General features: G+C 59.8%; 14 protein-coding genes. 6 read left to right on the top strand and 8 right to left on the bottom strand.

Going from position 1 to position 13,987, the window contains the following annotated elements; translation table 11 throughout:
• Positions 1 to 7: 7 nt before the first annotated feature.
• The 3 genes from dnaN to rpsT all read right to left on the bottom strand — a co-directional run bounded on the left by dnaN (position 8) and on the right by rpsT (position 3,422).
• Positions 8 to 1,126, bottom strand: coding sequence for a DNA polymerase III subunit beta (dnaN, locus tag Q1A51_RS16660; RefSeq protein WP_299203446.1), 1,119 nt, complete (start codon positions 1,124 to 1,126; stop codon positions 8 to 10).
• A gap of 170 nt (positions 1,127 to 1,296) precedes the next feature.
• Positions 1,297 to 2,661, bottom strand: a complete 1,365-nt coding sequence (gene dnaA, locus Q1A51_RS16665; RefSeq protein WP_299600870.1) for a chromosomal replication initiator protein DnaA — start codon at positions 2,659 to 2,661, stop codon at positions 1,297 to 1,299.
• A gap of 497 nt (positions 2,662 to 3,158) precedes the next feature.
• Positions 3,159 to 3,422, bottom strand: coding sequence for a 30S ribosomal protein S20 (gene rpsT, locus Q1A51_RS16670; protein WP_299203452.1), 264 nt, complete (start codon positions 3,420 to 3,422; stop codon positions 3,159 to 3,161).
• A gap of 163 nt (positions 3,423 to 3,585) precedes the next feature.
• Here rpsT and Q1A51_RS16675 point away from each other — a divergent pair, with 163 nt between their 5' ends.
• Positions 3,586 to 3,771 carry a hypothetical protein gene (locus Q1A51_RS16675; RefSeq protein WP_189367178.1) on the top strand — a complete coding sequence of 62 codons (186 nt, stop codon included), beginning with the start codon at positions 3,586 to 3,588 and terminating at the stop codon, positions 3,769 to 3,771.
• A gap of 57 nt (positions 3,772 to 3,828) precedes the next feature.
• Here Q1A51_RS16675 and Q1A51_RS16680 read toward each other — a convergent pair whose 3' ends face one another.
• Together Q1A51_RS16680 and mutM are read right to left on the bottom strand one after the other, a co-directional pair.
• The gene (locus Q1A51_RS16680; protein WP_299600872.1) at positions 3,829 to 4,605 is read right to left on the bottom strand and encodes an enoyl-CoA hydratase; all 777 of its coding nucleotides are present in this window, start codon (positions 4,603 to 4,605) and stop codon (positions 3,829 to 3,831) included.
• Between the two features lie 65 nt (positions 4,606 to 4,670).
• Entirely contained in the window at positions 4,671 to 5,522 is an 852-nt protein-coding gene (gene mutM, locus Q1A51_RS16685; protein ID WP_299600874.1) for a bifunctional DNA-formamidopyrimidine glycosylase/DNA-(apurinic or apyrimidinic site) lyase, read from the bottom strand.
• Between the two features lie 92 nt (positions 5,523 to 5,614).
• Between mutM and ubiE the strand changes: the two genes are divergently transcribed.
• Positions 5,615 to 6,361 carry a bifunctional demethylmenaquinone methyltransferase/2-methoxy-6-polyprenyl-1,4-benzoquinol methylase UbiE gene (ubiE, locus tag Q1A51_RS16690; protein WP_299600877.1) on the top strand — a complete coding sequence of 249 codons (747 nt, stop codon included), beginning with the start codon at positions 5,615 to 5,617 and terminating at the stop codon, positions 6,359 to 6,361.
• Between the two features lie 64 nt (positions 6,362 to 6,425).
• A complete protein-coding gene (gene ubiB, locus Q1A51_RS16695; protein ID WP_299600880.1) occupies positions 6,426 to 7,958 on the top strand; it encodes a 2-polyprenylphenol 6-hydroxylase in 1,533 nt (510 codons plus the stop codon).
• A gap of 61 nt (positions 7,959 to 8,019) precedes the next feature.
• Here the strand turns inward: ubiB and Q1A51_RS16700 are convergent, their stop codons facing one another.
• The gene (locus tag Q1A51_RS16700) at positions 8,020 to 9,201 is read right to left on the bottom strand and encodes an acetyl-CoA C-acyltransferase family protein (RefSeq protein ID WP_299600883.1); all 1,182 of its coding nucleotides are present in this window, start codon (positions 9,199 to 9,201) and stop codon (positions 8,020 to 8,022) included.
• Positions 9,202 to 9,298: 97 nt separating this feature from the next.
• Between Q1A51_RS16700 and Q1A51_RS16705 the strand changes: the two genes are divergently transcribed.
• From Q1A51_RS16705 to tdh, 3 genes are all read left to right on the top strand, one after another.
• Positions 9,299 to 9,859, top strand: a complete 561-nt coding sequence (locus tag Q1A51_RS16705; RefSeq protein ID WP_299600885.1) for an XRE family transcriptional regulator — start codon at positions 9,299 to 9,301, stop codon at positions 9,857 to 9,859.
• A gap of 100 nt (positions 9,860 to 9,959) precedes the next feature.
• Positions 9,960 to 11,144 (top strand): glycine C-acetyltransferase, encoded by a 1,185-nt coding sequence (locus tag Q1A51_RS16710; RefSeq protein ID WP_299600887.1) that lies wholly within the window; start codon positions 9,960 to 9,962, stop codon positions 11,142 to 11,144.
• Complete coding sequence (gene tdh, locus Q1A51_RS16715; RefSeq protein ID WP_299600889.1) at positions 11,144 to 12,181, top strand: L-threonine 3-dehydrogenase; 1,038 nt, start codon at positions 11,144 to 11,146, stop codon at positions 12,179 to 12,181. Before Q1A51_RS16710 ends, tdh begins: the two co-directional genes overlap by 1 nt.
• A 351-nt stretch (positions 12,182 to 12,532) precedes the next feature.
• Here the strand turns inward: tdh and Q1A51_RS16720 are convergent, their stop codons facing one another.
• Together Q1A51_RS16720 and Q1A51_RS16725 are read right to left on the bottom strand one after the other, a co-directional pair.
• Positions 12,533 to 13,258 (bottom strand): metallophosphoesterase family protein, encoded by a 726-nt coding sequence (locus tag Q1A51_RS16720; RefSeq protein ID WP_299600891.1) that lies wholly within the window; start codon positions 13,256 to 13,258, stop codon positions 12,533 to 12,535.
• A gap of 64 nt (positions 13,259 to 13,322) precedes the next feature.
• Positions 13,323 to 13,949: a LysE family translocator gene (locus tag Q1A51_RS16725; protein WP_299203477.1), complete on the bottom strand. Its 627-nt coding sequence runs from the start codon at positions 13,947 to 13,949 to the stop codon at positions 13,323 to 13,325.
• Between the last annotated feature and the right edge of the window lie 38 nt (positions 13,950 to 13,987).

Raw genomic sequence — 13,987 nt, forward strand, 5'->3', positions numbered from 1 at the left:
AAAGATCTTAGACACGCATCGGCATGACGACGTAAACCGCCGACTGGTCCGTGCCTTCGCGCATCAGGGTCGGATCGCCCGAGGAGTTGAACATGAACACCGCATTCTCGCGATCTACCTGGGATGCAATCTCAAGCAAGTACTTCGCGTTGAACCCGATCTCGAGCCGCTCGTCCCCATAGGCCACGGCCAACTCTTCCTCGGCGGCCCCGCTGTCAGGCGCATTCACGGACAGAACCAGCCGGTCCTCATCCAGTTGCAGCTTCACCGCACGCGAGCGTTCGGATGACACGGTTGCCACACGGTCCACAGCCTTGGCAAAATCCGAGGCATCCACTTCCATCTTGCGGGTGTTGCCCACGGGAATGACGCGCGTGTAGTCGGGGAAGGTGCCGTCGATCACCTTCGATGTCAGCGTGATGTCGGGCGTGGCAAAGCGTACTTTGGTTTCCGACACCGACACGGCGATTTTCATGTCATCATCGTCCAGCAGCTTGCGCAGCTCGCCCACGGTCTTGCGCGGGACGATCACGCCGGGCATGTCAGCCGCCCCATCAGGCAATTCGCTGTCAATGCGGGCTAGACGGTGGCCGTCGGTGGCCACGCAGCGCAGGGCTTTGCCGTCATCGCCATCCGCGATGTGCATGTAGACCCCGTTTAGGTAGTACCGCGTCTCTTCGGTCGAGATTGCAAATTTCGATTTGTCGAACAAGCGGCGCAGCTTTGGCGCGTCGACCGAGAAGTTCGAGGCGTATTCAGACGACGCCATGACCGGAAAATCTTCCTTGGGCAGGGTCGCGAGGGAAAAGTTCGAGCGTCCGGCTTCGACCGTCAAGCGGCCAGCGGCGGTATCAGCAGACAAGGTGACAAGCGCCCCATCGGGCAATTTACGCACGATCTCGTGCAGGGTCGTCGCCGCCACGGTCGTGGCCCCGGCGCGTTCCACTTGGGCGGGGGCCTTGTCGACCACCTCGATATCCAGATCGGTCGCGCGGAACGTCACATCAGACCCTTCGGCTTCGATCAGCACGTTGGCAAGGATCGGAATGGTGTTGCGACGCTCAACCACGGATTGGGCCTGGCTCACCGCTTTCAGCAGCACACCGCGTTCGACACTGATCTTCATGGTCCGTCTCCCCACCTTGGCACCGGGACGGGCAGACTAGCCCAACCGCTGCACTTCACAAGCACTTTATTGCTTGTCGGGTGCCTGCGCGGCGGCGTCAAGGCACGGCGCTCGCGAAAACGAAAAAGGGCGCCCCCAAAAGGACGCCCTGTGATTCAAATGCGGCAGCTTTACGCTTCGAGCGACCGGCGCAGCAGCTCCAAATCCTCGGCAATCTGACCATCCGACTGCTTCAGCTCTTCGATACGGCGCACACCATGCATGACAGTGGTGTGGTCGCGTCCGCCGAAACGGCGGCCAATCTCGGGCAGGCTGCGGGATGTCATGTGCTTGGCCAGATACATCGCCACCTGACGTGGGCGGGCATAGGCGCGCAGGCGTTTGGGGCCAATCATGTCGGACAGGCGAATGTTGTAGTGCTCGGACACTTTGCGCTGGATCTCCTCGACAGTGATCTTGCGCTCGGATGCGCGCAGTACATCGGCCAGACAATCCTGCGTCAGGTCCATATCGATCTTGCGCCCGACAAGGGATGCAAAGGCAAACAAACGCGTCAGTGCACCTTCGAGAACGCGCACGTTGGTCGAGATGCGGTGAGCGAGGAACTCCAGCACACCATCCTCGACCTTGAGGTCCGGATAGGTGGCCATCTGCTGTTCGACCTTCGACTGCAGGATGCCAAGACGCAGTTCGTAGTCGGTCGGGTGCAGGTCAACGACCAGCCCGCATTGCAGGCGGGACTTCACGCGCTCTTCCAGGTCCTTGATCTCACCCGGGGCGCGGTCAGCGCTGATGATGATCTGCTTGTTCTGGTCTACCAGTGCATTGAAGGTGTGAAAGAATTCTTCCTGCGTACTGTCCTTGCCCGCGATGAATTGGACATCGTCCACCATCAGCACGTCGACAGAGCGGAACATTTCCTTGAAGTCCATCATCTTGCGATCGCGCAATGCTTGCACGAAACGGTACATGAATTGTTCGGCGGACAGGTACAGGACATTCAGGTCCGGACGGCGGGTTTGAAGCTCCCACGCGATGGCGTGCATGAGGTGCGTTTTACCCAAACCGACGCCGCCGTACAGAAACAGCGGGTTGAAGGTAACAGGGCCACCTTCGGCAACGCGCTTGGCTGCGGCATGGGCCAATTCGTTGGGCTTGCCGACGACGAAGCTGTCAAAGGTAAAGCGTTTGTCCAGCGGTGCAGCGGACAGGGCCGCGCGGGTCGATTTCCCAGCGGTGGTCATAGCGGGTTCGGTCATCGGTGCATCCACGGCTGATGGGCGGCTTTGGGAATTGGCGGCGACTGCAAAGCTCAGGCGGCGAATACTATCATCCTCGGACTTCAACTCGTGCAGGATAAGATCAGAGAAATTCTGGCTCACGTAGTTCCCCATGAAGTTCGTGGGAACATCGAACGTTGCAATACCGTCTTGCAGCCCTCGAAACTGCAGCGGCTCGATCCATGTTTTGTAATTGTTTTGGCCTACCGTCTTGAGCAGCCGTTGTCTCAGCTGTCCCCATTTTTCTTGTGTCATACGCTACCAACCATCCCTTCTGCCATTTCATACTCCGGCGATCTTCGGCTCGCCGGGTCAGCCCGCACCAAGTCTCAGGATGATCAAAACACGGCCACTGCCAACGGCGTAGCTTTGATCCATTCGGATATTTACAGATGTGGCACATGCCGCTCCCGTGTTAGCCGGGTTTTCCGCACGTGCCGTCCGCACACCAAATATTTCTGACAGGTCGGGCAATGGCAGACACCATGCTCAAAATCGGATCAGACAACTTGTGTCATCCCCTACCCAGATACCGTGTACGTACCGTGCACAATGGTCTCTGGCCTGTCCCCCCAAGGCGGTCTCACGACTCGCCCTAGGTTGGTAGCAAGTTCGTGAGCGCGCCGTCCACAGAACTTAAAACTTGACTCAGCGATTCTGAAAAAAGAATCTCTGCGTCCCTTGTTTTCATAGGAAAAACAAAAAAAGCGCCGCAAAATTGCGACGCTTCGTGTCTTCGTGCATTGGGGGAATTATCCCAGTGCTTTTACCCGCGCTGATAGGCGCGACATTTTGCGCGATGCGGTGTTCTTGTGATAAACACCCTTGGTGACACCACGCATCAGTTCAGGCTGTGCGACTTTCAGGGCTGCAGATGCAGCGTCTTTGTCACCCGAGGCAATCGCCTCTTCGACCTGGCGCAGATACGTGCGAATGCGCGACCGGCGCGCCTTGTTCACTTGGAAGCGTTTTTCGTTTTGACGGGCCCGCTTCTTGGCCTGAGGCGAATTTGCCATGTTATCTCGTCCCAATCTATTGGTGCGGTAGTTTCAGAAGCCGCGCAGATAGGCCGTTTGCAAACCAGAGTCAACGGCCTGTCCAGTACACTTGCTTTGAATCAAGAAAACGCCGTCGCGATGTGCTATGGTCCACCATAGCGAGAATCTGACGGAGGACGACATGACACAACCCTTGGCCACTTCTCAGTATGCGCATGCCCTGTATCGCGCCCATGGTGACAAGGCCGAAGCCGAGGTTGCGCAACGCGAACGGATTGCAATCGAAGCCGGGAAAATGAACGAGGCGCAAGACTGGCGCAAAGTCCGTGCATCGATTCGCCTGATCAGGGGCGCCAACCAGAAATAACGTGCACTACAAAACGACAGCCTGTGCAGGGTGCTGAAACCGCATCCTGCACAGCATTTACCGGTCGCGGAATTGCGCTTCGCGTTTTTCCAGGAACGCAGTCATGCCTTCCTTCTGGTCTTCGGTAGCAAAGAGGGAATGGAACACGCGGCGTTCGAACAGCAGCCCTTCGCGCAGCGGTGTCTCGAATGACCGGTTCACGGCTTCCTTCACGGCCATGACGGAAATCATCGACTTCTCGGCGATCTTCTCGGCCGCGCTCATCGCTTCATCCATCAGCTTTTTGGCTGGCACCACGCGGCTGACCAGCCCGGACCGCTCGGCCTCTTCCGCATCCATGAAGCGGCCTGTCAGGTTCATGTCCATCGCCTTGGCCTTGCCCGCGGCACGGGTCAGGCGCTGCGTGCCGCCGATGCCAGCCATCACACCCAGGTTGATCTCGGGCTGACCGAACTTGGCGGTGTCGGACGCAATGATGAAATCGCACATCATCGCCAGCTCGCACCCGCCGCCCAGGGCATAGCCGCTGACGGCAGCGATGACCGGCTTGCGGACGCGCACAATCGCATCTGTTTCCGGGCCAAACAGATCCTCGGTGAACACCTCAGTGTACGATTTGTCCTTCATCATTGCGATGTCGGCCCCGGCGGCGAACGCCTTTTCCGACCCGGTGATGACGATGCAGCGCACCTTGTCATTGGTCTGACACCCACCCATCGCGTCCGCCAGTTCCGACAGCAGTTGATCATTCAGGGCATTCAGCGCATCGGGACGGTTCAGGGTGACCTTCGCGATGTGGTCTTCTACTTCGACGATGATCGTCTCATAGGCCATGGGTCTGCCTTTGGTTTGTTGTGTTTCAAGTGGTAACGCTTATCACGGGCGGGGGCCGTTTCAAGCTAAGATTGGCACGACCTGCAGTAGAAAGACGACCGCCCTGACTGCACAATGCGCGTCACCTCGTGGGAACACCCCGGGGTGCGGCAAGGTTCCCCCTCACGCCCGTAAACATCAAACCGATGTTGAAAATACCCAAGCTCTCCATCGGCTTGGCGGAAATCGCGCAGGGATGAACCACCGGCCTCAATCGCTTCGGCCAGCACGTCCCGAATGATCGGGACAAGGGCCGCGACACGTTGCTTGGAAATCCGCCCCGCCTTTCGCGTCGGCGAGATACCAGCCCGGTACAATGCTTCGCAAACATAGATATTGCCTAATCCCGCGACGATTCTCTGATCCAGCAGCGCCGACTTCACAGGCGTGTTCTTGCCCTCGAACGCATCCACAAGATGATCTTCGTTAAACGCGTTGCCCAGCGGCTCCGGCCCCAGCACGGCCAGCAGCTTGTGCTGATCGGCCGTGGCTGTATCCAGCAAATCCATCGCCCCGAACCGCCGCGGATCGTTGAAGGTGATGCGAGCGCCGTTGTCCATATGCAGAACCACATGGTCATGTTTTTCAGGCGCAGGGTGATCATGCACGAATTGCCCCAGCGGATCGCCCGACACCAGCATCCGCCCTGACATACCGAGATGGATCAACAACGTCTCGCCAGAAGCCAGATCAGCCAAAATATACTTCGACCGCCGCCGCAACCCTAGCACCTGCTGCCCACTCAACCGCTCGGCCATCCCGGCCGGAAACGGCCACCTCAGATCAGGTCGGTTCACATCGGCCCGCGCAATCACAGCGCCCTCCATCGTCGGGGCCAATCCCCGGCGGACAGTTTCAACTTCGGGCAGTTCGGGCATGTTTGCTGCTCCCTGCGGCAATTGGGCTACGTTGTGTATGCCTGCGAGCGGCCTATAACAAGGCCTGACAAAACAGAAAGACGCCTCTTCCCATGACCGATGATAAAACCACGCATTTCGGGTTTGAAACCGTTCCCGAGGGGGAAAAGGCCGGGCGTGTTCAGGGGGTCTTCAACTCGGTCGCCAGCAAATACGACATTATGAACGACGTGATGAGCGTCGGTATCCACCGCATCTGGAAAGAGGCGATGATGGATTGGTTGGCCCCGCGCCCAGGCCAAAAGCTGCTCGATGTGGCGGGCGGCACCGGCGATATCTCGTTCAAGTTTCTCAAACGTGCCGGTTACGGTCACGCCACTGTGCTGGACCTGACCGAACCCATGCTGGTCGAGGGCCGCAAGCGGGCCGAGGCGGACAAGATGGCCGACAGTCTTGATTGGGTGGTGGGCGACGCGATGGCCCTGCCGTTCGAGGACAACACGTTTGACGTCTACACCATCAGCTTCGGCATCCGGAACGTGACCCGCCCCCAAGATGCATTGACCGAAGCCTATCGCGTCTTGAAACCCGGTGGCCGCCTTATGGTGCTGGAATTCAGCCAGCTGCCGAATGAAGGCATGCAGAAGCTCTATGACCTTTACAGCTTCAACGTGATCCCCCGCATGGGCCAGATGATCGCGAATGACCGCGACAGCTACCAGTACCTCGTAGAGTCCATCCGCAAGTTCCCGGATCAGGACACCTTCCTGTCCATGATAAGGGATGCCGGTTTCGAGAACGCCAAGTACCGCAATCTGACGATGGGCGTCGCCTGCCTGCACTCCGGGTGGAAAATCTGATGATTTTTCAACATCTTGTGGTTAAAAATGCGTTAAGCGCAAGTGTCCCCGCGGGGACAAACCCATGAGGGGGCCACACAATATCATCCGCCTGATCCGAACAGGCGCGACCCTGGAGCGGGCTGGGGCCATGAACGTCGTGCTTGATGCCTTCGAAGCACCGCCTGCGCTGCGCTTTGTTGCCAAGGCTATGGCCAAGCCCTTCCGCTGGCTGGGCTACAAGGGCGACCCGTCGATGCCGCCAGCCATTCGCGCTCTGACGGCGCTGGGCCCGGCCTACATCAAATTCGGCCAGATCCTGTCGACCCGGCCCGACGTGGTGGGTGACGAACTGGCTGTTCAACTGCGTGTTCTGCAAGACAAGCTGCCCCCCTTCGCCGCTGCCGATGCCAAGGCAGAGGTCGAGCGGGAACTGGGTGTGTCGACCGACACGCTGTTCTCTGAATTCAGCGAACCGGTTGCCGCGGCCTCCATCGCGCAGGTGCACAAGGCAAAGTTGGCGGACGAGGACAGGTTCGTCGCGGTCAAGGTCCTGCGCCCAGGCATCGAAAAGGCGTTCCAGAAGGATATCGACGCCTTCTATTTTGCGGCCAAGATCGTCGAGCTGTTTGCTCCCGCCGCGCGCCGCCTCAAGCCTATGGACGTGATCGCGCATTTCGACGGCGTTGTGCAGGGAGAGCTGGACCTGCGTCTCGAATCTTCTGCCGCCGGTGAATTTGCCGCCAACACCGAAAAGGATGAGGGGTTCGCGCTACCCAAGATCCGATGGGAGTATTCAGGCCGTCGGGTGATGACGCTCGAATGGGCGGATGGTGTCCCCATGGGTGACAATGAAGCCATCGATGCCGCGGGACATAACCGCGTCGATCTGAGCGAACGGGTCCTGAAGCTGTTTCTGCTGCATGCCCTGCGCGACGGCTATTTCCACGCCGACATGCACCAGGGCAACCTTAAGGTCGCGCCCAATGGGGACATCATCGCCTACGATTTCGGGATCATGGGGCACATCGATGAATACACCCGCCGGGTCTATGCCCAGATCCTCTTTGGCTTCATCCGCAAGGACTACAAGCGCGTGGCAGAGGTACACTTCGAAGCCGGTTATGTGCCTGCCGACAAGGACGTCGATGAATTCGCCCGCGCCTTGCGTGCAGTGGGCGAGCCGATCTTTGGCATGGACGCGTCCAAAATCTCGATGGGCAGGTTACTGGCCTACCTTTTCGAGGTCACAGAGCGCTTCGGCATGGAGACCCGGACCGAGCTTATCCTGTTGCAGCGCACCATGGTGGTGGTCGAAGGGGTTGCACGATCCCTGAATCCGAACATGAATATCTGGCAGGTCGCGTCGCCCGTGGTGACGGACTACATTCAGAAATCCATCGGCCCGCGCGCGGTGGTCAAAGACTTGTATAACACCGCGCGCGTCCTGTCCCGATTTGGCCCGCGTTTGCCGCGCCTTGTCGAGCAAGCGCTGATCGCACAATCAAATCCCGCCCCTGAAAAGCGCAATGGTTTCTGGCGCTGGATTATACTGGCGGTTGTCATTGGCCTTTTGGCAGGGGGCAGTTTGACCCTCCTGATTGAAGCGCTGCTTTGATCTTCTTCTGACCAAAAACACGACGGGGGTCTGGGGGCTGGCCCCCAGTCCTGCACATGCCTCAAGCGATCCGTTCAATCGCCAACGCGATGCCTTGGCCGCCGCCAATGCACATTGTGATCAAAGCCTTAGATCCGCTGATCCGCTCCAACTCATACAAAGCTTTCACAGTGATGATCGCACCGGTCGCACCCACTGGGTGACCCAGAGCAATCGCCCCACCGTTGGGGTTCACGCGGGCGGGATCAAAGCCGAGATCGTTGGAGACGGCCAAGGCCTGTGCGGCAAACGCCTCATTCGATTCGATGACATCGAAGTCACCAGCGGACAAGCCGGTGCGCTCCAGCAGGTTGCGCACGGCCGGGATGGGGCCGATGCCCATGACTTCGGGCCGCACACCTGCATGGGCATAGCCCAGCACCCGTGCTTTCGGTTTCAGACCTGCCTTCTCGGCGGCTTCGGCGGTCGCCAGCACCACGGCGCCCGCGCCGTCATTGATGCCCGAGGCGTTCCCCGCCGTGACCGACCCGTCTTTCTGGAACACCGGGCGCAGCCCCGCCAGCGCCTCCATGCTGGTCGCCTTGGGATGTTCGTCGACTTCAAAGGCAACGGTGTCGCGCTTTACTTTCACCTCGACCGGTGTGATCTGGCTGGCAAAGCGGCCATCCGCGATAGCAGCTGCCGCACGTTCCTGGCTTTGCATGGCAAAGCCATCCTGATCGTCACGAGAGATACCGTGTTCCGCCGCCACGTTCTCGGCCGTCACGCCCATATGCCCAGTGCCAAAGGGGCAATTCAGTGCACCCAGCATCATGTCGAGCGTTTTCACGTCCCCCATCTTAGCGCCCCAGCGCTGGCTGGGGATGATGAAGGGGGAACGCGACATATTCTCGGCCCCGCCAGCAAGGCCAAAGTCTGCATCGCCCAGCATTAGAGACTGAATCACCGACACAATGGCCTGCACACCGGAGCCGCACAGACGGTTCACGTTCATGGCCGGGGTTGTGTCGGGCACACCGGCCTGCATGGCAGCGACGCGGGATAGGTACATGTCACGCGGTTCGGTGTTGATCACATGACCAAAGGCGACGTGACCGATCTGGCCACCTTCGACCCCCGACCGCTCTAGCGCGGCCTTGGCAGCAACGGTGCCAAGGTCGATGGGCGTGGTGCCTGCCAGCGATCCGCCGAAGGTGCCGATGGCTGTGCGTGCGCCATCCAGAAGTACGATGTCTTGGGTCATGATGATCCTCCCTTTGTGTCCTGATATGACGATGGGTCGGTCGCATGTCAGCCCCTTGGGCTTGACTTGGACGCAACGGCATTGGCATCACTCCGTCATGACGGAAAATACTGACGCTATATTGTCGCTTTTGCCGACTCGCCTGAAGGATGCGCGGCGGGCGCAGGGGCTATCCTTGGACGCCGTGGCGAAACTGTCGGGCGTGTCCAGGTCGATGGTGAGCCAGATCGAACGGGGTGAGTCTTCGCCCACGATTGCGACGCTTTGGAATCTGACCCGCGCCTTGCAGGTGGATTTTGCGGGCCTGCTGGATGAGGGCGCGGCAAAGCGGATCGAAGTTCTGCGCACGGCGGATGTGCCAAGCATCGAGAACCGGGGCACGGGCTGCACCATCCGTATTCTCAGCCCACCGGAAGAGGCCGGGCGGCACGAGGTTTATGAGCTGCGTTTCATTGAAGGTGGGGTGCTGGACAGCCAGCCCCACGCCCGAGGTGCGCGCGAGCATCTGACCGTGATCGAGGGTAAGCTGCGTGTGACCAGCGGCGGCGCATCTGAGAAGGTGGGGCAGGGGGACACCGCCCGCTATGCCGCTGATGTGCCGCACCGGATCGAGGCGGACCGGCCCGCGCGCGCATTCCTGGTGGTGCAGGACGCCTAGGCGCAAATCCGCTTTCACGGATTTTTGTCCGTAATTATGAAATCCGCTCTACCGGAATCACCTCCGGTATGTTAGATTTTCCTGCAAAGGAGCATCCGACATGACCCAAGCGTTTCTCACCCACGTGACCGATACCCTGGCCCAGATCGAGGCGGACGGGATGATGAAACGCGAGCGCGAAATCACCTCGCCCCAGGGCGGTCGGATTGATGTGGGCGGGCGCGAGGTGTTGAACCTTTGTGCCAATAATTACCTTGGGCTGGCTGATCACCCTGACCTGATTGCCGCTGCCAAGGGTGCGATGGACACACATGGGTTCGGCATGGCCTCGGTCCGGTTCATCTGTGGCACGCAGGATTTGCACCGGGAGTTGGAGCAGCGTCTGGCCCGCTTTCTAGGCAAGGATGATGCAATCCTGTTTGCTGCGTGTTTTGACGCCAATGGCGGGTTGTTTGAGCCGCTCTTGGGGCCAGAGGATGCGGTCATTTCGGACGCGCTGAACCATGCGTCGATCATTGATGGTATCCGGCTGTGTAAGGCGAAACGCTATCGCTATGCCAACAGCGACATGGACTCTCTGGAAAAGCAGTTGCGCGCGGCCAAGGCGGATGGTGCGCGGCATATCATGATTGCCACGGACGGTGTGTTTTCCATGGATGGATATTTGGCCAAACTGCCCGAGATTTCTGCGCTGGCCCGCAATTCCGGCGCGTTGGTGATGGTTGATGATTGTCATGCCACGGGATTCATGGGGCCGAAGGGCGAAGGCACCCCGGCCCATGCGGGCGTGGACGTGGATATTCTGACCGGCACGCTGGGCAAGGCGCTGGGCGGGTCCATTGGTGGCTACATCGCCGGGCCGCAGCCGGTGATTGACCTGTTGCGCCAGCGCGCGCGGCCCTACCTGTTTTCCAATTCCCTGCCGCCCGCAGTTGTGGCCGCAGGGATCGAAGCGATCCGGTTGGTGGAGGAGGGCGACGATTTGCGCGCGCAGTTGTTCGACAATGCCGCCTACTGGCGGGCTGGGCTGGAGCGGTTGGGGTTCGAGCTGCTGCCCGGTGAGCATCCGATCATTCCTGTCATGTTGGGCGAGGCGCAGTTGGCACAGGATATGGCGGCGCGGTTGTTTGACGAGGGGGTCTATGTCTCGGGTTTCTTCTTCCCGGTCGTGCCGCGCGGGCAGGCGCGCATTCGAACGCAGATGAATGCGGCCCTGACCCGGGACGATCTGGATCGTGGGCTTGCTGCGTTCGAGGCGGCGGGCAAGGCCGTTGGGGTGATCTGATGCGCAACACGATGAAAGCATTGGAGAAAACCCATCCGCGTGAAGGGTTGTGGGCTGTTGAGGCCCCAGTGCCTGAGATCGGGCCGGATGATGTGTTGATCCGGGTCAAGAAGACCGGGATTTGTGGCACCGACATTCACATCTGGAATTGGGATGAGTGGGCCTCGGCCACTGTTCCGACGCCTTTGATCACCGGACATGAATTTACGGGTGAGATCGTGGATATGGGTCGGAATGTGGATAGTCTGGCCCTCGGGCAGCGGTGTTCGGGTGAGGGGCATCTGATCGGTAAGACGTCCCGCCAGAGCCGAGCGGGCAAGTTCCATCTGGACCCGGCGACGCGGGGGATCGGGGTGAACGAGCAGGGGGCCTTTGCCGAGTATCTGCGCTTGCCTGCGTTCAATGTAGTCCCTTTGCCCGATGAGATCGACGACGATATCGGCGCCATTCTGGACCCGTTGGGCAATGCGGTGCATACCGCCTTGTCCTTTGATTTGATTGGAGAAGATGTGCTGGTGACGGGTGCCGGTCCGATCGGGATCATGGCCGCTGCCGTGGCCCGGCACGCTGGCGCGCGGCATGTGGTGATCACCGATGTGAACCCGGACCGGTTGCGCCTTGCCACCCACGTCGCGGACGTGGTGCCGGTCAATGTAGGGCATCAGGATCTGGCCGAGGTGGTGTCAGGGCTGGGTATGAAGCAGGGGTTCGATGTTGGCCTTGAGATGTCCGGGAACCAGGTCGCGTTGGACCAGATGGTCGAGGCGATGACCATGGGTGGCCGCATTGCGATGCTGGGGATTCCGCCCGGAAAATCTCCCGTCGATTGGAGCCGGATCGTGTTCAAGGCCATCACCATCAAGGGTGTCTATGGACGCGAGATTTTCGAGACATGGTACAAGATGATCGCGATGCTGCAGAACGGGCTGGATGTGTCGGGGGTCATCACGCACCGGTTCAAGGCGGCGGAGTTTGAGGCCGGGTTCGCGGCTATGAAATCGGGGTCCTCAGGTAAGGTTGTTCTGGATTGGACCTGAGCACCGTGCGCTGCGTTAATCCGAGATTTGCGTGGACGGCAGGGTGTGCATGTGGCCCTGTTTCTGGCGAAACTGCGCATTTTGACGGTGAAACTGCGGTCTTTGCCACGGGTGAAACAAATGGGTTTCGGACCGGTTTGACGAAACTGCGTATTTTTGCCGCTGAAACTGCGTGTTTCGTGAACCTTCTGCCTAAATATCTGATTCGAATAGTTAATCCGTGGCGCTGTGTCGCAGGCAGTGGCGGGGTGAACCCCGCCCTACAGACGGAGAATGACCAAGGGCGCAGTCGTGCAGCAGGATTGGATGTAAGGCGCATCTTGATGCGCCGGGGCGGAGGATACCTCCGCCTTACGGTTTGAGCAGGAGACGTCCCGTATCTGTCAGAAGCCAAGCAGTGTCTTCTTCGAACACGGCGGCTGTCAGGGGGCGGCCATATCCTGCGCCGGTATCAAGGTTGATCCGGTTGCCGTAATGCGTTGCCGTATCGACGGGCGTGTGACCGTGTACGATCAGTTTGGGGTGGTTGGTGTCGCTGTTGTGAAATTCCTGCCTGATCCAGAGCAAGTCTTCCTCGGTCTGATCGGTCAGTGCCACACCGGGTCGGATGCCAGCGTGCACGAACATCAGGTCGCTGACGATGTGGGTCAGTTGAAGGCTTCGCAGGAAGTCGAGGTGGTTTTGGGGCACGGCGGCCTTTGCATCAGCTTGCACGTCCTTTTCACGGCGTTGTCCCGAGGCATCCACCCCGTAGGAGGCCAGCGTCGTGTTGCCGCCAAGCCGGTCGTGCAGCCAGTAAAGTTCGACCATCATATGAGGGTCGTGCCGGATCGGATTGGCCATGAACCACTCGAACATGCGGTCGTGATTGCCTTTTAGGAACGTCCAGTTCCGGCCTGCGTCCCGCCCTTCGATCAGGGTATCAAGCACCGCGCGGCTGTGTGGCCCCCGGTCCGCATAGTCCCCGAGAAAGACGATCTGCGCATCCTTGCCCCCGTCTGCTTCGATCAGGGACAGGACGCGGTCCAGTTCGGCCTTTTGGCCGTGGATGTCGCCAATGGCATAGGTGGGTGTCATGGGCGGCCTCTCGGACGGGGCGGAGGACACTTCCGCCGTACGGGGTTTGTATTTGTGTTTGAACCTAGCGGTCGAGGGCGACGGTCAAGCCGAGGCCGACGAGGATGGAGCCGCCCAGCGCTTTGACTCTTGCGCTGGCGCGGCTCGTATGTGCCAGCAGGCGGGACATGCGGTGAGCGAGGGCCACGCAGACGAGGTCGGCGCTGGAAAAGACGACGTTTACGACTGTGCCCAGGATCAACATTTGCGCCCAGATTGGGAGCGCGGCTGCCGGGTCAGAGAACTGTGGCAGGAACGCCATGAAGAAGAGCGCGGTTTTCGGGTTGAGGATTTCGACGATCATGCTTTGACGAAACGCGCGGGCCGGGTTGCTATCGCCTTGTGGTGTAGCGTTCACCCGCGCGTTGCGGGTTCGGATCATCTGGAGACCGAGCCAGATCAGGTAGGCTGCCCCGATCAGTTTCAGAGCCACATAAAGTGGCGGCACCAGTTCAAACAAGAGTGCGAGTCCGAAGGCTGCTGCCAGCACGTGGACATAGCCCCCGACATGCAGACCCAGTGCCGCCATCAGCCCGGCGCGTGCGCCACGGGCCAGGGTTTGCGCCGTGGCGTAGAGCATGGCGGGACCGGGGATGTAGGCGAAGATCGCGGTGGCGATGAGAAAGGCGAGGAGTGTGTCGAGACCGGGCATGGGGTGACCTTAGGCGCTGGGCGTGGTTGTGCAAGCCA

Source organism: uncultured Tateyamaria sp., from assembly GCF_947496075.1.
Taxonomy (GTDB): domain Bacteria; phylum Pseudomonadota; class Alphaproteobacteria; order Rhodobacterales; family Rhodobacteraceae; genus Tateyamaria.

Bases quoted from the DNA above. Each gene is read 5' to 3' on its own strand.
- dnaN (WP_299203446.1), bottom strand. From the start codon at position 1,126: ATGAAGATCAGTGTCGAACGCGGTGTGCTGCTGAAAGCGGTGAGCCAG.
- dnaA (WP_299600870.1), bottom strand. From the start codon at position 2,661: ATGACACAAGAAAAATGGGGACAGCTGAGACAACGGCTGCTCAAGACG.
- rpsT (WP_299203452.1), bottom strand. From the start codon at position 3,422: ATGGCAAATTCGCCTCAGGCCAAGAAGCGGGCCCGTCAAAACGAAAAA.
- Q1A51_RS16675 (WP_189367178.1), top strand. From the start codon at position 3,586: ATGACACAACCCTTGGCCACTTCTCAGTATGCGCATGCCCTGTATCGC.
- Q1A51_RS16680 (WP_299600872.1), bottom strand. From the start codon at position 4,605: ATGGCCTATGAGACGATCATCGTCGAAGTAGAAGACCACATCGCGAAG.
- mutM (WP_299600874.1), bottom strand. From the start codon at position 5,522: ATGCCCGAACTGCCCGAAGTTGAAACTGTCCGCCGGGGATTGGCCCCG.
- ubiE (WP_299600877.1), top strand. From the start codon at position 5,615: ATGACCGATGATAAAACCACGCATTTCGGGTTTGAAACCGTTCCCGAG.
- ubiB (WP_299600880.1), top strand. From the start codon at position 6,426: ATGAGGGGGCCACACAATATCATCCGCCTGATCCGAACAGGCGCGACC.
- Q1A51_RS16700 (WP_299600883.1), bottom strand. From the start codon at position 9,201: ATGACCCAAGACATCGTACTTCTGGATGGCGCACGCACAGCCATCGGC.
- Q1A51_RS16705 (WP_299600885.1), top strand. From the start codon at position 9,299: ATGACGGAAAATACTGACGCTATATTGTCGCTTTTGCCGACTCGCCTG.
- Q1A51_RS16710 (WP_299600887.1), top strand. From the start codon at position 9,960: ATGACCCAAGCGTTTCTCACCCACGTGACCGATACCCTGGCCCAGATC.
- tdh (WP_299600889.1), top strand. From the start codon at position 11,144: ATGCGCAACACGATGAAAGCATTGGAGAAAACCCATCCGCGTGAAGGG.
- Q1A51_RS16720 (WP_299600891.1), bottom strand. From the start codon at position 13,258: ATGACACCCACCTATGCCATTGGCGACATCCACGGCCAAAAGGCCGAA.
- Q1A51_RS16725 (WP_299203477.1), bottom strand. From the start codon at position 13,949: ATGCCCGGTCTCGACACACTCCTCGCCTTTCTCATCGCCACCGCGATC.